Annotated in this window: 16 protein-coding genes; 10 read left to right on the top strand and 6 right to left on the bottom strand. The window is 68.0% G+C overall.

From position 1 onward, the window contains the following. Window positions 1–618 precede the first annotated feature (618 nt). A complete protein-coding gene (locus G8760_RS06235) occupies window positions 619–1,305 on the top strand; it encodes a TIGR03936 family radical SAM-associated protein (protein ID WP_166348480.1) in 687 nt (228 codons plus the stop codon). Between the two features lie 43 nt (window positions 1,306–1,348). Here G8760_RS06235 and G8760_RS06230 read toward each other — a convergent pair whose 3' ends face one another. Beyond that, window positions 1,349–2,077, bottom strand: a complete 729-nt coding sequence (locus tag G8760_RS06230) for an aspartate/glutamate racemase family protein (RefSeq protein ID WP_166348477.1) — start codon at window positions 2,075–2,077, stop codon at window positions 1,349–1,351. A 117-nt stretch (window positions 2,078–2,194) separates the two neighbouring features. Between G8760_RS06230 and G8760_RS06225 the strand changes: the two genes are divergently transcribed. Together G8760_RS06225 and G8760_RS06220 are read left to right on the top strand one after the other, a co-directional pair. Further along, window positions 2,195–3,163: a TIGR03621 family F420-dependent LLM class oxidoreductase gene (locus G8760_RS06225; protein ID WP_166348474.1), complete on the top strand. Its 969-nt coding sequence runs from the start codon at window positions 2,195–2,197 to the stop codon at window positions 3,161–3,163. A gap of 191 nt (window positions 3,164–3,354) precedes the next feature. Then, on the top strand, window positions 3,355–4,032 hold the full coding sequence (locus tag G8760_RS06220; RefSeq protein ID WP_166348469.1) for a FadR/GntR family transcriptional regulator: 678 nt from the start codon (window positions 3,355–3,357) through the stop codon (window positions 4,030–4,032). Here the strand turns inward: G8760_RS06220 and G8760_RS06215 are convergent, their stop codons facing one another. Genes G8760_RS06215 through G8760_RS06205 form a run of 3 tightly spaced genes read right to left on the bottom strand, consistent with a single transcriptional unit; the run spans window position 4,033 to window position 6,801 of the window. After that, window positions 4,033–5,118 (bottom strand): aldo/keto reductase, encoded by a 1,086-nt coding sequence (locus G8760_RS06215; protein ID WP_343074377.1) that lies wholly within the window; start codon window positions 5,116–5,118, stop codon window positions 4,033–4,035. A 5-nt stretch (window positions 5,119–5,123) separates the two neighbouring features. Then, window positions 5,124–5,435 (bottom strand): L-rhamnose mutarotase, encoded by a 312-nt coding sequence (locus G8760_RS06210; protein WP_166348463.1) that lies wholly within the window; start codon window positions 5,433–5,435, stop codon window positions 5,124–5,126. Between the two features lie 43 nt (window positions 5,436–5,478). Further along, on the bottom strand, window positions 5,479–6,801 hold the full coding sequence (locus tag G8760_RS06205; protein ID WP_246222455.1) for an L-fuconate dehydratase: 1,323 nt from the start codon (window positions 6,799–6,801) through the stop codon (window positions 5,479–5,481). Window positions 6,802–6,994: 193 nt separating this feature from the next. On the opposite strand from G8760_RS06205, the gene polX reads away from it, so the two are divergent. The 7 genes from polX to G8760_RS06170 all read left to right on the top strand — a co-directional run bounded on the left by polX (window position 6,995) and on the right by G8760_RS06170 (window position 14,072). Beyond that, window positions 6,995–8,710: a DNA polymerase/3'-5' exonuclease PolX gene (gene polX, locus G8760_RS06200; protein ID WP_166348457.1), complete on the top strand. Its 1,716-nt coding sequence runs from the start codon at window positions 6,995–6,997 to the stop codon at window positions 8,708–8,710. Window positions 8,711–8,844: 134 nt separating this feature from the next. Then, the gene (rplU, locus tag G8760_RS06195; RefSeq protein ID WP_166348454.1) at window positions 8,845–9,156 is read left to right on the top strand and encodes a 50S ribosomal protein L21; all 312 of its coding nucleotides are present in this window, start codon (window positions 8,845–8,847) and stop codon (window positions 9,154–9,156) included. A 73-nt stretch (window positions 9,157–9,229) separates the two neighbouring features. Then, window positions 9,230–9,487, top strand: coding sequence for a 50S ribosomal protein L27 (gene rpmA / locus G8760_RS06190; RefSeq protein ID WP_166348451.1), 258 nt, complete (start codon window positions 9,230–9,232; stop codon window positions 9,485–9,487). 191 nt (window positions 9,488–9,678) lie between these two features. Further along, window positions 9,679–11,037, top strand: coding sequence for a GTPase ObgE (gene obgE / locus G8760_RS06185; RefSeq protein ID WP_166349938.1), 1,359 nt, complete (start codon window positions 9,679–9,681; stop codon window positions 11,035–11,037). 2 nt (window positions 11,038–11,039) lie between these two features. Then, the gene (gene proB, locus G8760_RS06180) at window positions 11,040–12,167 is read left to right on the top strand and encodes a glutamate 5-kinase (RefSeq protein WP_166348448.1); all 1,128 of its coding nucleotides are present in this window, start codon (window positions 11,040–11,042) and stop codon (window positions 12,165–12,167) included. 63 nt (window positions 12,168–12,230) lie between these two features. Further along, entirely contained in the window at window positions 12,231–13,148 is a 918-nt protein-coding gene (locus G8760_RS06175; protein ID WP_166348445.1) for a sulfotransferase domain-containing protein, read from the top strand. Between the two features lie 87 nt (window positions 13,149–13,235). Beyond that, window positions 13,236–14,072, top strand: a complete 837-nt coding sequence (locus tag G8760_RS06170; RefSeq protein WP_166348442.1) for an LLM class F420-dependent oxidoreductase — start codon at window positions 13,236–13,238, stop codon at window positions 14,070–14,072. Between the two features lie 21 nt (window positions 14,073–14,093). On the opposite strand, the gene G8760_RS06165 is transcribed toward G8760_RS06170, so the two are convergent. Both G8760_RS06165 and G8760_RS06160 read right to left on the bottom strand, forming a co-directional pair. Beyond that, window positions 14,094–15,728 (bottom strand): DHA2 family efflux MFS transporter permease subunit, encoded by a 1,635-nt coding sequence (locus tag G8760_RS06165; protein ID WP_166348439.1) that lies wholly within the window; start codon window positions 15,726–15,728, stop codon window positions 14,094–14,096. After that, complete coding sequence (locus G8760_RS06160; protein ID WP_166348436.1) at window positions 15,725–16,312, bottom strand: PadR family transcriptional regulator; 588 nt, start codon at window positions 16,310–16,312, stop codon at window positions 15,725–15,727. The genes G8760_RS06165 and G8760_RS06160 overlap by 4 nt, the downstream gene beginning before the upstream one ends. Window positions 16,313–16,320 lie beyond the last annotated feature (8 nt).

The raw sequence follows: 16,320 nt of genomic DNA, 5'->3' as shown, positions 1-16,320 counted from the left end.
CGACGGCTGACGTCCGGTGGTGCATCTGATCGGGCAGCGACGGCTGTCGACGGCGCTTGTGGACGGACCTGCTGGGTTCGCGGGTGCACGTTGTGCCCGAGCCCAGTACCGTCCGACGATGCATGGTGCGCTGGCCGCCTGTTGAGGCGGGCGAAATGTCGGAGATGTGGAGGCCGTCAACGCGCCATCCCGGGCCGTGCCCCACCGGACTACCCCGGTAGGCCTTGAAGAACACCGAAGAAGTTGGCGACGGTGGCGCCCCGCACCAACGCTGCATCCGATCAGCACGGCGCCGACCCAACACGATCAGATGCACCACCGGACGTCAGCCGTCGGTTCGCGCATCTGATCGCCAAGCGTCCCGTATCGTGGCGGCGATCAGAGGCCACTACCGCCCGTCGACACACCCCGTCGCCGCCATCGATGCATCTGATCGTCGCCATAAAGACGATCAGATGACAAAACGACGATCAGGTGCACACCAGGGGTGGGTAGGCTGGTGGGGTGAACGGATCGTCGAGCCCTACCGCTGATGCACCAGGCGCTGTGACAGGAGACGCATCCACGCCACCACGGCGGGGTCCGCGGCCAGCTCCAGAGCGAGACCAACTGCCGGCCGTGCAGAAGCTGCGCGTCAGGTTCGCCAAACGAGGCCGGCTGCGCTTCGCGAGTCACCGGGATTTCCAGCGGTCGTTCGAGCGTGCGCTGCGTCGTGCGCATGTGCCGATGGCCTATTCACATGGGTTCACGCCCCATCCGAAGATCTCCTTCGCCGGCGCCGCGCCCACGGGAGCGGCCAGCGAAGCCGAGTATCTCGAGATCTCGCTCACCGAGCAGCGCCGGCCCGAGGATGTCCGTGCGGCTCTCGACGCGGCATTGCCCCCAGGCCTGGACATCGTGGCCGTCGCCGAGGTGGCCAGCACTGGTGGTGCGGCGTTGGCGGATGAACTCGCGGCGTCGGTGTGGTTGATCGAGCTTCCGGACGTGGACCCGGCGGTGGCCCGGGCGGCCGTGGAGGCGTTGGTCGCCGCTCCGACCGTTGAGGTTGAGCGTCGCACCAAGAAGGGTGTGCGCACTATCGATACCCGCGGCGCGGTCCTTCGGGCGGAGTTTGACGAGTCTGGGCCGGTACCCGCCGTTCGTTGCGTATTAGAGCATCAGACGCCGACCGTCCGCCCGGAGGAGGTGCTGGCCGGCTTACGGGTCGTTGCCGGGTTCGAGCCGTCGGCGCCGCCTCGTTCCACCCGCCTGGCCCAGGGTGCCTGGGACGATGATCGTGGTGAATTGGTGCCACTGACCTGGTGAAGCGTCCGGCGGACGAACCACCGAAAACCTCTGGCCGGCGACGTCAGGCCGCTACGGGACCGCCGCGCCAGGTGGGCAGCGGCTGGTGGCCGGCGGCGACGTCGTAGGCGGCCCGGGCCAGGAGCCGGGTGGAGTCGAGTATCGGCAGGGGGGAAACCTCGGCGGGAATGAGCAATGGGATCTCGGTGCAGACCAGGGCGACGGCGTCGCATCCGTTCTCGCGGAGCCGCTCGATGACGCTGACATAGAGCGCCCGTGCGGCGTCGGTGAATACGCCGTTGACAAGCTCGTCGAAGATGATCCGGTTGACGGCGGCCCGCTCGTCGGGTTCGGGAATGCCCGCGGCAAGACCACGAGCGGCTAGCTCCCGCGGGTAGATCGGGCCCTCCATGGTGTACGACGTACCGAGGACACCTACCCGGGTGTAGCCGGTCTGCCGGGCGTGTTCGGCTACGACGGCGGCGATGTGTAGGCCGGGCAGGGCGAGGTCAGGGCCGAGAGATTCGAGAGCAAGGTGCGCGGTGTTGTCCGGGCATACGAAGAACTCCGCACCAGCAGCCGCGAGCCGCTCCACCGAGGTAGCCAGAATGGGGCGGATGCTCTGATGGTCGCCGGCCTCCCAGGCGGGCATGCTGTGCCCCATGGCGATGCAGTCGAGTGTGACGTCGGGGTGCATGTGTTCGCCGAGGTCGTCGAAGCCTCGCTGGCAGAACGTCCGGAAGCAGAGGGCGGCGCCTTCGGCGCTGTGCGCGAGGATACCGGCGTGGTGCATGGAGGCTCCCATTCAAAAGGGCGCGAGTGGTGCGCGAGCCGGCTCGGCGGCACTGCCGGCAACGTCATGTCCGTCTTCCGCCAGTGCTGAGGATACGGGGCGGCTAGCGTCGTGGTTATGACCACCCCGACGACGATCCGTCCGTTCCGATTTGGTGTGCTCGGCGAGCGCGCAACGACGACGGAGGCGCTGACCGGTACTGCGCGCCGGGCCGAGGAACTCGGCTACAGCACGTTCCTGCTGCGCGACCATTTCATCCGAGAGCCGTTCGGGGATCAGCTGGCTCCCATGGTGGCGTTGACGGCGGCGGCACTGGCCACCCGCACGCTGCGGGTCGGCACGGTGGTGCTGGCCAACGACTACCGGCACCCGGTCATGCTGGCCAAGGAGGTGGCCACCCTCGACGTGCTGTCGGGCGGCCGGTTCGAGCTGGGACTGGGTGCTGGCTGGCTGCGCGAGGAGTACGACCGGGCCGGGATGCCGTTCGATCCGGCCGGCCGGCGGGTGGACCGGTTGGAAGAGTCGTTGCTGGTCCTTAAGGGGATGCTCAGCGGGGAGCCGCTGGACTTCGACGGAAAGCAGTACACGATCACGTCGCTGTCCACCTTCCCAACACCCCACCAGCGCCCACATCCACCGATTCAGATCGGCGCGGGAAGCCGGCGGATGCTGCGGTTGGCCGGGCGGGAGGCCGACACGGTGGGTGTGTTGCCGCGGGCCCTCGCCGAGGGCACCATCTCCGAGGAGCTGTCCGAACGCACGGCGGAGACGATAGCCGGCAAGGTCGCGGCGATTCGCGAGGGTGCCGGCCGGCGGTTCGGCGACGTGGAGCTGTCCATGGTGGTCTCGCCGGTGATCGCCGACGACGTGGCGGAGGCGGCGCTGCGGTACACGGAGGCACACGGGTGGCCTGAGGCGGCTGTCCCGGAGGTGTTGGATATGCCTCCGGTGTTTCTCGGGCCGATCGAACACATCGCAGAGCGGATGCATGATCGTCGAGCGCGGTTCGGCTTCTCCTACTACATCGTCCCCGACGCCCTCATGGAGGATTTCGCCCCGGTCGTCGCGTCGCTCAGCGGCCGCTGACGACGATTCCGGCTCCGGTCAGGGCCGGGCGGTTCAGGGCCGGGCGGTTCAGGGCCGGGCGGTTCAGGGCCGGGCGGTTCAGGGCCGGGCGGTTCAGTGGCATAAAGCCGTGATCGGTGCGGTGCTCCTCGTACGCTGGCATACTTGAGCGAACCGAATACATCGGATCTCTGGTAGAAGGCAGGCGCGGTATGGCCGTCACTGACGAGGCGATCCTCAGGATCAAGGAGATGATCGTCAGCGGGGAGTTGGCGCCTGGCGACCGACTCCCCCGTGAGGCTGACCTTGCCGCGCGGCTGGGCCTGGCCCGGAACTCGTTGCGCGAGGCCGTGCGGGCGCTAGCGCTGATCAACATCTTGGACGTGCGGCAGGGCGACGGCACCTATGTGACCAGCCTGGAGTCGCCGCTGCTGCTGGAGGCGCTGAACTTCGTCGTGGACTTCCACAGCGACGATTCCGTCCTCCAGTTCTTCGAGGTCCGACGGATCATGGAGCCCGCGGGGGCGGCTATGGCGGCGGTCCGGATCAGCGACGGTGAGCTTTCTCAGCTGCGTAAGCTGCTCGACGACATCGATCCAGAGGCACCGGTGGAGGATCTTGTCGCCAGCGACATCGAGTTCCACCGGATCGTGGCTCAAGCGTCGGGAAACCTGGTGTTGGCGTCGTTGGTGGACGGATTGTCGGCGCCGACGCAACGGGCCCGGGTTTGGCGCGGATTAACCGAGCAGGGCGCCGGTGAGCGCACCCTCAACGAACATCAGGCCATCTACGATGCCCTGGCCCAGCACCAGCCCGAGTTGGCGCAGTCATGGATGACGGTGCACATCTCTGGGGTCGAGCGATGGTTGCACCACGCGTTGGCGCCCTGATCAGGCAGCGGTAGGGCCCGGCCCGGGCGGCTCCGGAGCTGACGATGTGGGGGCCGACGGGCTCAGCGCCGACGGCGAGGTCGACGCGGGCTGCGTCGGGGTCGGTGCGTCCGGATGTAGTAGGCCTTCGGCCCGAAGCTCGTCCCACAGGTGCACCGGAACCACGGCGTCGAAGAGCTCCACGTTGCGCCGCACCTCCTCACGGTGCCGGCAGCCGACGTTGACGCTGACCACCGCCGGATGGGCAAGCGGAAACCTCAACGCCGCCGCGGGCAACGTGGTGCCGTGCCGTTCGCATACGTCGGCGAAGCGATTCACCCGGCGCAACAGCTCGGGCGGAGCGGGTTCGTAGTTGTAGGTGGCGCCGGGGGCGGGCCGGGGCCGGGCGAGCAGCCCGGAGTTGAACACGGCCGCCGCGACGACACCGATCCCGCGCCGTTCACACAGCGGCAGCAGGTCGTCCAGCGCTCCCTGTTCGAGCAGGGTGTACCGCCCGGCGAGCATCACGAGATCGGGGTCGGTGGCACGGACGAACCGGGCCAGGAGGTCGGCATGGTTCATGCCGGCACCGATCGCCGTCACGAGGCCTTCGTCGCGCAGCTGCGCCAGCGTGGGGTACGCCTCGTCGAGCGCCTGCTCCCAGCGGTGTTCCGGATCGTGCAGGTAGAGCACGTCGATCCGGTCGACGCCGAGGCGGGTCAGGCTCTGCTCGACCGAGCGCAGCACGCCGTCGCGGCTGAAGTCCCACACTCGACGGTGTGTCGCTGGCACGTCGAACTCGGCGTCCCGGGGCAGCGACTCGAGGGCGACGTCGACGACGGGATCCAGCCGCCGGCCCACCTTGGTGGAGATGACGTACTCGTCACGCGGCTGACCGCGCAGCGCCGTGCCGAGCCGACGCTCGGACCGGCCGAGACCATAGTGCGGTGCGGTGTCGAAGTAGCGGATGCCGCCCTGCCAGGCCGCGTCGAGCGTGGCGTCGGCGTCGTCGTCGCTGATGGCGTGGTGGAGGTTGCCGATGCCGGCGCCGCCGAGCGACAACGTGGTGACCCGGGCCCGTGTCGATCCGGCCGGACGGTGTTCGATGCCGGTCACGGCAACGCCCACACCAGCCGTAGGCCGTCGTCGTCCCCGGCGTAGCTGTCCGGCATCTCCAGCAGTTCGGCCATCCGGGTTTGCCATGGCACGTTGGCCGGATGGTTGCTCAGCGCCCGCCGCATGGCGCGGTAATCGTCCACCTCGACCAGGTGGAACAGGTCTCGCCCACTACGCCAGATCCGCCAGCCGTGTACCCCGGCGGCCCGTAACGCGTCGTCGAGGTCGGCGGGGATGGTGGCGTGCACGCGTTCGTACTCGTCCTCCATGCCCGGCTTGAGCCGGGTGTGCAGGGCTATCTGCTGCATCGTTGCTCCCTCGTCGTTCCTTCGTAGCTCCTCTCGCCCGTGCTCAGCCGCCCTGGAACGTTGTCCACACCGGCCCATCCGGGTAGGTGTGGCGAGTGCGGGACTCGGCTTTCATGGTCGAGCTGAAGCCGGGTGCCGTGGGGGCGACGTAGCGGCCGGACTGGATCACGACCGGATCGGCGAAGTGTTCGTGCAGGTGATCGATGTACTCGATAGTGCGTCGCTCCAGCGATCCGCTGACCGCGACGAAGTCGAACATGGACAGATGCTGGACCAGCTCGCACAACCCGACCCCGCCGGCATGTGGGCACACCGGTATGTCGAACTTGGCGGCGAGCAGCAAGATGGCGATGTTCTCGTTCACGCCGGCCACGCGGGCAGCGTCGAGCTGCAGGAAAGAGATCGCCTCGGCCTGCAGCAGCTGCTTGAACACGACCCGGTTGGCGACGTGTTCGCCGGTGGCGACGCGGACCGGAGCGACGGCGCGGGCGATAGCGGCGTGCCCGAGCACGTCGTCGGGGCTCGTTGGTTCTTCCACCCACCAGGGGTCGGCCGGTGCGAGCTCCTTGATCCAGCTGATGGCGGTGCCGACGTCCCAGCGCTGGTTGGCGTCGATGGCGATGCGAATGTCGGGTCCACATACGTCGCGGGCCAGTTGCAGCCGTCGCCGGTCGTCGTCGAGATCGGCGCCGACCTTGAGTTTGATCTGGTCGAAGCCGTCGCGGACGGCCTCTTTGCACAACCGGGTGAGCTTCTCGTCGTCGTAGCCGAGCCAGCCCGGAGACGTGGTGTAAGCCGGGTATCCCTGCTCGAGGAGTTGTGCCGCGCGTTCGGCTTTGCCCGCTTCGGCTCGTTTGAGGATGGCGAGGGCCTCGTCCGGGGTGAGCGCGTCGGTCAGGTAGCGGAAATCGACCAGCTCGACGACCTGCTCGGGGGAGAGGTCGGCGAGCAGCCGCCACAGCGGCTTACCCTCGCGTTTGGCCTTGAGATCCCACATGGCGTTGACCACGGCGGAGATCGCCATGTGCAGCACGCCTTTCTCGGGGCCGAGCCAGCGCAGCTGAGAATCGTGGACGAGGTCGCGGTAGAAGTCGCCAAGGTGGTCGAGGGTGGCCTGGAGCGGGCGGCCGACGACGTGTGGGCGTAACGCGTCGATCGCGGCTACTTGGACGTCGTTGCCGCGTCCGATGGTGAAGGCGAAGCCGTGCCCCTCGTGGGCGTCGCCGGCGCTGGTGTGGACGACGACGTAGGCGGCGGAGTAGTCGGGATCGCGGTTCATCGCGTCGGACCCGTCGAGGTCCACGGAGGTGGGAAACCGGATGTCCGAGGTCTCCAGCGCGACGATCGTCGCCTCGGCTTCAGTCACGGCGGGCCTCCATGGGTAACCAGGTGCAGAGCAAATACATCGGATGTTTAGCAGACATCCGATGTATATCCGAACCGGGCTGCCGGTGTCCACCTCGGCCCCACACCCCCTTGTCCCCATGATCATGAACACTTTGCCGTGTCATGACACGGCAAAGTGTTCATGATCATGGGGACAAGTAGAATCGCCGCTCATGGCCCGTCCCAATGACGACGTCGCCGACCTGCTCTTCGAATACGCCGACCTCATTTCCATCACCGGAGGTGACGCCTTCAAGGCGAGGGTCTACGAGAAGGCGGCGCGCGCCGTCGCCGGCTTCCACGACAACGTCGCCGACCTCGATCAGCGTGGCGTCGAACGTATCCCCGGCGTCGGGCGCTCGATCGCCGCCAAGATCGTCGAATACATGACCACGGGTAGGGTCGCGGCGATCGAGGAACTCCGGGCCGGCATCCCGGACGGGGTGCGGCGGCTGACCGCCGTCCCCGGACTCGGCCCCAAACGTGCCCTCCAGCTCTACCGGGAGCTGGGGATCTCGTCGATCGACGACCTCGCCGCCGCCATCCAGGCCGGGCAGCTGCGTGAGCTCAAAGGGCTCGGCGAGAAGAGCGAGGCCAAACTCCTGCACGGTATCGACCTGCTACGTTCCACCGGCGGCCGCAGCAAGCTCCACGTCGCCGAGGAACTCGCCCGCCGGCTGGTCGCCACGATCGCCACGGTGGACGGGTGTCAACGCTGCGCCTACGCGGGATCCTTGCGCCGGATGCGCGAAACCATTGGGGACGTCGACATCCTCGCCGCCGCCGACCGGTCCGCGCCGCTCATGGAGGCGCTCGTGGCGCAACCGGACGTTGCCGAGGTGGTCGCCCGCGGTGAGACGAAGACCTCGGTCCGCACCGTCGCCGGGGTCCACGTCGATCTGCGGGTCGTGCCGCTGGCGGCGTGGGGTGCGGCGATGCAGTACTTCACTGGCTCCGCCGCGCACAACGTGCGGATCCGTGAACTGGCGGTTCGGGCCGGCCTGAAGCTGTCCGAGTACGGGCTGTTCGACGCCGGGACGGGTGAGCTTCTGGTGTCGGAGACCGAGGCCGAGGTCTACGAGCGCCTCGGCCTGCCATGGATCCCACCCGAGTTACGCGAGGATCGCGGTGAGATCGAGGCGGCGCTGCGCGGCGACCTTCCGGACGTGATCGCCGCCGACGCGCTCCGCGGCGACCTACATACACACACGAACCTGACGGATGGGCAGGCCAGCGCCGAGGACATGGTCGCCACGGCCGCCGCCCGAGGCTACGAGTACTACGCGATCACCGACCACGCCCCGGACCTGTACATGCAGCGGATGTCCGACGAGAAGATGCTCGCCCAACGGACGCGGGCGCACGCCCTCGACGGCGCCTACTCGGGCATGCGCGTGTTACACGGGACCGAACTCAATATCGGTCCCGACGGCGAGGTGGACTGGCCGGCGGAGTTCCTGGCCGGATTCGACGTCTGCGTGGCGTCCGTCCATTCCCACTTCACCCAGTCCTCCGACGACATGACACGACGGCTCATCCGGGCCTGCGAGAACCCCCACGTCCATATCATCGGACACCTCACCGGACGCAAGATCGGCCGGCGCGCCCCCATCGACGCCGATCTCGACGCCGTCTTCGCGGCGTGTGCCCGTACCGGTACCGCCCTGGAGATCAACTCACATCCCGATCGGCTCGACCTCCACGACGAACACATCCTCCGGGCCCGACGCCACGGCGTGAAGTTCGCTATCAACAGCGATGCCCACTCCACGATCCATCTTCCTTACGTGCGGTATGGCGTCGGCATGGCCCGGCGCGGATGGCTGACCGGTGCCGACGTGATCAACACCTGGCCCTTGGAACGGTTGCGCTCGTTCCTCGCGGTTTGACCGTGGGTGCTCCTGGTCCGTATCCTTGGACGTCGGCGCTGTTCGCGCCTCAACCCGCGTGCCCGCTTCACGGCGGAGCGCGTGTGCCCTGACCGTAGCGAGCCATCTGGCCCGATAGAGAGAGTGAGTCCGCGGTGTACGCGATCGTCCGTAGCGGCGGCAACCAGAAGAAGGTGTCCGTCGGTGACGTCATCGACGTCGACCGGCTCAACAGCGAGGTCGGCTCCACCGTCACCCTCCCCGTCGTGCTCGTGGTCGACGGCGAGACCGTGACCAGCGACGCCAAGAAGCTCGCGAAGGTCTCGGTGACGGCCGAGGTCGTTGACGAGGTCAAGGGGCCGAAGATCGAGATTCTCCGGTACAAGAACAAGACCGGGTACCGCCGGCGGCAAGGCCACCGGCAGAAGTACACCCAGGTCAAGGTCACCGGCATCGAGACGAAGTAGTCGACAGGCTTCTCCAGACAGTTCATGGTCCAGTGCTTCCCGCACCCGCGGGGATGATCCAGAGGGATTTCGGATGGCTCACAAGAAGGGCGCCTCGTCCAGCAAGAACGGGCGCGACTCCAATGCGCAACGGCTTGGCGTGAAGCGTTTCGGCGGCCAGCTCGTCAATTCCGGCGAGATCCTGGTCCGCCAGCGCGGCACGCACTTCCACCCGGGCGACCACGTCGGTCGGGGTAAGGACGACACCCTGTTCGCCACCGCGGCCGGCACCGTCGAGTTCGGCGTCAAGCGGGGCCGCAAGGTCGTCAACATCGTCCCGGCGGGGGAGTGACCCCGCCTCGACGTCAGTGCCCTCACTCTTCAGATAGGGCTCTCGTACCGTGGCAGACGCGGGCCGGTCAGCGCGACCGGCCCGCTTCGTCGTTTCAGGGCCGTCGGCGTCCCGGGGTAAGTGATCACCGGGAAGGTGATTCGCGCGGCTGGCCGAGAACGTGAAGGTGGAAGGAGACAACGGCGATGGCGATACCGTCGTTCGTCGACCGTGTCGTGCTGCACCTGGCGGCCGGTAACGGTGGCCACGGCTGCGCGTCGGTGCACCGAGAGAAGTTCAAACCACTCGGAGGTCCCGACGGCGGCAACGGCGGCCGCGGTGGCGACATCGTTCTCGTCGTCGACCCCAACACCACGACGTTGCTCGACTATCACCGGTCGCCGCACCGGCGAGCCGGCAATGGCGCCCCCGGCGAAGGCGGCCACCGCAACGGCGCCGAGGGTGGCGACATCATCCTGAAGGTACCCGACGGCACCGTCGTGTCCAGGCCGGACGGTGAGGTCCTCGCCGATCTGGTCGGCGCCGACACCCGGCTGGTCGTCGCCCGTGGCGGGCGAGGCGGCCTCGGCAACGCCGCGCTGGCAAGTACCCGGCGCAAGGCACCCGGTTTTGCCTTGCTGGGTGAACCGGGAGAATCCCTGGACGTCGTCCTCGAGCTGAAGAGCATCGCCGACATCGGGCTCGTCGGTTATCCGAGCGCGGGTAAGTCGAGCCTCATCGCGGCGGTGTCGGCAGCCCGTCCGAAGATCGCCGACTACCCGTTCACGACACTTGTGCCCAACCTCGGCGTGGTGGAGGCCGGTGACGTCCGGTTCACCGTCGCCGACGTCCCCGGGCTGATCGAGGGAGCCAGTGAGGGCCGCGGCCTCGGGCACACTTTCCTTCGGCACGTCGAACGGTGTGCCGCCCTCGCCCACGTCGTCGATTGCGCCACGTTGGAGCCCGGCCGCGACCCACTCAGCGACGTCGACGTCATCGAGGCCGAGCTGGAACGCTACGGCGGGCTCGACGATCGGCCACGTCTCGTCGTGTTGAACAAGATCGACGTGCCGGAGGCGCGGGAGCTGGCCGAGTTCGTGCGGGCCGACGTCGAAGCCCGCGGCTGGCGGGTATTCAGCGTCTCCGCGGTGTCGCGGGAAGGGCTACGCGAGCTGACCTTCGAGATGGCGCGGATCGTCACCGCGGCCCGGTCGGCCGCGCCGGCGACGGAGCCCACCCGGTTGGTGTTGCGCCCCGTGGCGGTCGACGACGACGGCTTCACCGTCACGAAAGAACACGACCACAACGGTGAACGGTTCCGCGTTCGGGGCGCCAAACCCGAACGGTGGGTGCGCCAGACGGACTTCACCAACGACGAGGCCGTGGGCTACCTGGCCGACCGGCTCGCTCGCCTCGGAGTGGAGGACGAGCTGGTCAAGGCCGGTGCGCAGGAGGGCGACGAGGTCGTCATCGGCGGTGAGGACGCCGTCGTCTTCGATTGGGAGCCGACGTTGCAGGCCGGCGCGGAGCGGCTGGGGCCACGCGGCTCGGATCCGCGGCTGGAGCGGTGACCATGCGCGAGCCGATTGCCAAGGCGGGCCGGCTGGTCGTGAAGGTCGGGTCGTCGTCGCTGACCACGTCGGCGGGCGGCTTGGACGAGAGCCGGCTGGCGGCGCTGGTGGACACGCTGGCGCGGGCCCGCGCGTCCGGACGCGAGGTCGTCTTGGTGTCGTCCGGGGCGATCGCGGCCGGTCTGGCGCCGCTGAACCTTCCGAGCCGGCCGCGTGACCTGGCCCGCCAGCAGGCGGCGGCCAGTGTCGGTCAGGGGCTGCTGATCGCCCGTTACACCACCGCGTTCGCCACCCATGGCATGCAGGTGGGGCAGGTGTTGCTCACCGTCGACGACGTCACCAGGCGCTCGCACTACCGCAACGCCTACCGGACATTGCACAAGCTGCTGAATCTCGATGTCGTGCCGGTGGTCAACGAGAACGACACGGTCGCCACACACGAGATCAGGTTCGGCGACAACGACCGGTTGGCGGCGCTGGTGGCGCAGTTGGTGCACGCCGACGCGCTGATCCTGCTGTCCGACGTCGACGGACTGTACGACGGCGACCCACGCCGGCCGGACACGTCGCGGGTGTCGGAGGTCAATGATCCCGCCGAGCTGGCTGATCTGAAGATCGGTCGTACCGGCCGGTCGGGCCTGGGCAGTGGCGGTATGCAGACGAAGGTCGAGGCGGCGATGATCGCCACCGGTTCGGGTATCGAGGTGGTGCTGGCCGCCGCGGACTCGGCCGAGCAGGCGCTACGCGGCGACACTGTTGGCACCTGGTTCCATTCCCGGGCCCGGCGCCGGTCGACGCGGCTGCTGTGGTTGGAGTACGCCGCCGACAGCGCGGGCCGGCTCCACCTGGACGCCGGGGCGGTGCGGGCCGTCGTCGAGCGGCACACGTCGCTGTTGCCGGCCGGGATTACCGCGGTCGACGGCAGCTTCACGGCGGGCGATCCGGTGGACATGGTGGACGAGGAAGGCCGCGTCGTCGCCCGGGGATTGGTCAATTATGACGCCGCCGAACTGCCCGCGTTGCTTGGTCGGTCGACCCGGGATCTGGCGCGTGAGCTGGGGGTTGAGTACGAGCGGGAAGTGGTCCATCGCGACGATCTCGTCGTCCTCCGCCGGCCGGACCACGGCTGAACGACAGCAGCCGGTACCCGAGGCCGGGTGGCCGATCCAGCGGCGGCCTCTTAATATCGGCGGATGCCGGACGCCCCCACCCGTTACCAATCCGCCGATGAAGACAGCGCTCGGTGGCTGGATTTTCCGATCCGCGACGGTGACATCGTCATCAGCACCCGCTCGAAGAGTGGGACGACGTGGATGCAGATGATCTGCGCCCTACTGGTGTTTCAGACACCGGAGCTGCCGGCGCCGCTTCCGACGTTGTCGCCGTGGCTGGATTGGTTGGTGGTGCCGCGCGACGACGTCTACGCGACGCTCGAGGCGCAACACCATCGGCGGTTCATCAAGACTCACACGCCGCTGGACGGCTTGCCGCTCGACCCGGCGGCGACCTATATCGTCGTCGCTCGGCATCCGCTGGATATGGCGGTGTCGTTGTACCACCAGGGCAACAATCTCGACCGGGAGCGGATCCGGGAGTTGACTGCCCACGCGGAGGCTGTCGAGGGGCGTACCGCCGCCGCTTCGCCGCCTGCCCAGATGGACCGTCCCGAACTCAACGAGTGGTTACGGCAATGGATCGATTCCGACGCCCGCCCGGGGGACGAGTTGGACTCCCTACCAGGGGTGATGTGGCATCTGTCGGACGCGTGGGAGCGGCGGTCGGCGGGGAACGTCGTCCTCGTTCATTACGCTGACCTCGTCGCCGACCTCGACACTCAGATGCGCCGGCTGGCCGAGCGGTTGGACATCGAAGTGCCCGAGGAGGCCTGGCCCGATCTCGTGCGGGCGGCGTCGTTCCAGCACATGAGAGCCAACGCGGAGCGTTTGGCGCCGGACCCGGCCGGGGTGATGAAGAGTAAAGCGGCGTTCTTCCGGGAGGGTGGTTCCGGTGCGGGCCGTGCGTTGCTGTCGGACGCGGAGCTCGACCACTACGACGCGACCGCCGCGGAGATGGCACCTGCGGACCTGCTCGCCTGGCTGCACCGCCCGTAACTCACCCCCTGTCCCCATGATCATGAACACTTTGCCGTGTCATAACACGGCAAAGTGTTCATGATCATGGGGGTGAGAGACTGAAGTATGCGATTCGGACTGAAGCTGAGCCAGAACGCGCACATCGACGAGTACCGGGCCGTCTGGCGCATCGCCGACGAGGCCGGTTTCGACCACTGCTGGAACATGGATCACCTCGCCTCACTCGGCGGTGATCCCACCCTGGACATCTTCGACGCCTGGGCGTTGCTGGGCGCCATGGCCGAGGCGACGTCGCACGTCAGGATCGGTTGTATGGTCACCGGCAACACCTACCGGCATCCCGGGGTGCTCGCGAAGATGGCGGTGACCGTCGACCACCTCTCGGGTGGGCGGCTGGAGTTCGGCCTCGGCGGCGCATGGGCGGAGAACGAACACACCATGTTCGGGCTGGAGTTCGGCACAGTCGGGGAGCGGCTGGACCGGCTGGAGGAGGCGTGCCAGCTGATCCGCGGTTTATGGACGGAGCCGACGACGACGTTCCAGGGCCGCCATTACCGGCTCGACGCGGCGATCGCCGAACCCAAACCGATCCAACGGCCGCACCCACCGATCTGGATCGGCGGTAGCGGACGCAAACGGACGTTACGCATCACCGCGCAGTATGCGGACGTGTGGAACGCCGCGGGCGGCACCCCGGCGGAGCTGGCGGAGCTGTCGGACGTGCTCGACCAGCACTGCGCCGACGTCGGGCGGGATCCCGCGGACATCCGGCGCACCGTTCAGGTGCGGCTCACCGATCAGGTCTCCGACGTTCTGCCCCAGGTGGAGAAGTACGCCCGGGTCGGCATCGACGACGTCATTCTGATCACGAACGGCGGATCGGCCGAGGCCCAGGCGGAGCGGGCCGCCGAGTTGTTGCCGCGGTTGCAGGAGATCGCCTGACCCGGTGACCGTCGCCGGTTCTCAGCTCCCAGCCCCGGTGTCTCGGCGCACGGAGCGGAACGATTCGACGACGGGGCGGGGCATCGACAGGCACGCCACCGCGCCGAGCACGAGAATCAGCGCGGGGAGCACGATCGAGGCGCGAACGGCGTCGGTGAAGCCGTAGACGAACACCGTGTCGGCCGCGGCCTGAAGTTGATCGATCACGTCCGGCGGCACGTCGTGGAGGTCGGCCGGGATGTCTACGCCGCCGTTGGTGTCCATCGGTACCTCCCCGACGTGTGTGGCGCCTTCGCTGATCCGGTCGACGAATCCTTGCCGGTATTCAGGCGGCAGGGTGCTCGCCTGGATCTCGGCCTGCCGGGTCAGCTCGACGCTCAGCCGGGCCTGCAAGAGGACGCCGACCGACGCGCTACCGATGACGGCGCCGACCTGCCGGAGGGTGTTGAACAGGCCGGAGCCGCCACCGACCAGGTGTGGAGGCAGGCTCAACGTGCCGAGCGTGGCCAGCGGGGCGAAGATGGCGCCCATGCCGATGCCGGCGACCAGGAGTGCTGGGGTCAACGCCGCCGGGTGCACGTCGGCGCGGATGGTCCAGGCCAGCAAACCGAGGCCGACGCTGTAGCCGATGAAACCGGCGCCCCCGAGTTTGCGGCCGTCGAACCGTTCGGCCAACCGGCCGACGATCGCCGACATGACACCCGACGCGAGTGGCATCGGTGCGGAGATCACACCCGCCATGAGCGGTGAGTAGCCACGGACGGTCTGTAGGTACAGCATCAACGGCAGGATGCTCCCGATGAGCGCGAAGCCGAGCGTGGCGTTGGCCAGGATCGACTGCGAGAAGCTGCGGAAGGTGAACAGCTGAAGCGGCAGGAGAGGTTCGCGGCGGTTGCGGTGTTGCCACCAGACGAACGCGGCCAGCAACACGATCCCACCGGCGATCATCCACCACACGGTGACCGGGCCGGCGACCGAACCCCAGTCGTAGCGCTCGCCTTCCTGTAAGCCGAAGATCACCGCGGCCAGGCCGATGCTGAACAGGCCGATGCCGAGGAGGTCGAAGCGGCGGCTGTGCCCGGGCTGCCAGTTCGGGACCAGGCGGATCACCATGGTGAGGGCCACTACGCCGATGGGCAGATTGACGTAGAAGATCCACTGCCAGCCAAGGGTGTCGACGATCACGCCGCCGAGTAGTGGGCCGCTGACGGTCGCCACGCCCGCGGTAGCACCCCACGCCCCCATCGCGGCGCCGCGCCGGCCCGCCGGGAACAGGTGGTAGATGAACGCCATGGTCTGCGGCATCATGGCGGCCGCGCCGAGGCCCTGAACGGCCCGGCCGGCGATCAGCGGCCCCACCGACGTCGCCAGCCCACAGGCGAGTGAGGCGATGGTGAAGATGACGAGACCGGCGATGAAGATCTGTTTGGGCCCGTACCGGTCGCCCAGGCGCCCGGTGATCAGCAGCGGTACGGCGAAGGACAGCAGGTAGATGCTGTTGACCCAGATGATGTTCTCGAGGCTGGTCTCGAGTTCGGCGAGGATGGCCGGGATCGCGATGTTGACGATGGTGGTGTCCAGCAGGAGCATGAAGAACCCGATGCACAGCGCGCTGAACGCCAGCCAGGGTCGGGTGCGGGATGCGCCGTCGGTCATGTCCGGGTTTCCTCCGGCACGGTGGCGTCCCAGTCCAGTTCGCCAGACTCGATCTCTGCGGTGAGCTGGTCGACGAAGGCCAGCTCGGCCTGGCGCACCATGAGCGTGTAGCGCAGGTCTAGCCAGTAGACATCGGGCAACTCGATCTTGGTGACTCTGGCGACCTGGGCCTGTTCCTGCTTGATCCGGCTCTCTAGTTCGGTGCGCCGGCGACGCAGAGCGGCAAGTACCGCCTCCTGGTTCAGGTCGTCGCTGAACGCCAACCCCAACGGGAACGCCGGGTACTCGTCCGCGACAGTACTGATGAGATCGGGGACCTCCTCGGCGAAACGCCGGCGGCCGGCATCGGTGATGCGGTAGCGGGTGCGTTCCGGGCGGCGGCCGCTGCGCTCGGTCTCCTCGGCCTCGACCAGGCCGAGGCGTTCCAGCCGCTCCACCGCGTGGTAGAGCGAGCCCGCTTTGAGTTTGACCACCCGGTCGGTGTGGCGTAGCCGCATGGTGCGGTGCATCTCGTAGGGGTGCATGGGGCGGTCGAGCAGGAGTTCCAAGGCGGCGAGCGCCAGCGGCGTCAGCTTCGTTGCCACTCCTCGCT

It is taken from the genome of Phytoactinopolyspora limicola, assembly GCF_011320225.1.
Taxonomy (GTDB): domain Bacteria; phylum Actinomycetota; class Actinomycetes; order Jiangellales; family Jiangellaceae; genus Phytoactinopolyspora; species Phytoactinopolyspora limicola.
The sequence above is the reverse complement of the archived record's forward strand: the minus strand, read 5'-3'. Positions and strand labels throughout refer to the sequence as shown.

Excerpts from the sequence above, each read along its gene's own strand:
- G8760_RS06230 (WP_166348477.1), bottom strand. The coding sequence starts at position 2,077 with ATGCACCACGCCGGTATCCTCGCGCACAGCGCCGAAGGCGCCGCCCTC.
- G8760_RS06225 (WP_166348474.1), top strand. The coding sequence starts at position 2,195 with ATGACCACCCCGACGACGATCCGTCCGTTCCGATTTGGTGTGCTCGGC.
- G8760_RS06220 (WP_166348469.1), top strand. The coding sequence starts at position 3,355 with ATGGCCGTCACTGACGAGGCGATCCTCAGGATCAAGGAGATGATCGTC.
- G8760_RS06210 (WP_166348463.1), bottom strand. The coding sequence starts at position 5,435 with ATGCAGCAGATAGCCCTGCACACCCGGCTCAAGCCGGGCATGGAGGAC.
- polX (WP_166348457.1), top strand. The coding sequence starts at position 6,995 with ATGGCCCGTCCCAATGACGACGTCGCCGACCTGCTCTTCGAATACGCC.
- rpmA (WP_166348451.1), top strand. The coding sequence starts at position 9,230 with ATGGCTCACAAGAAGGGCGCCTCGTCCAGCAAGAACGGGCGCGACTCC.
- proB (WP_166348448.1), top strand. The coding sequence starts at position 11,040 with ATGCGCGAGCCGATTGCCAAGGCGGGCCGGCTGGTCGTGAAGGTCGGG.
- G8760_RS06175 (WP_166348445.1), top strand. The coding sequence starts at position 12,231 with ATGCCGGACGCCCCCACCCGTTACCAATCCGCCGATGAAGACAGCGCT.
- G8760_RS06170 (WP_166348442.1), top strand. The coding sequence starts at position 13,236 with ATGCGATTCGGACTGAAGCTGAGCCAGAACGCGCACATCGACGAGTAC.
- G8760_RS06165 (WP_166348439.1), bottom strand. The coding sequence starts at position 15,728 with ATGACCGACGGCGCATCCCGCACCCGACCCTGGCTGGCGTTCAGCGCG.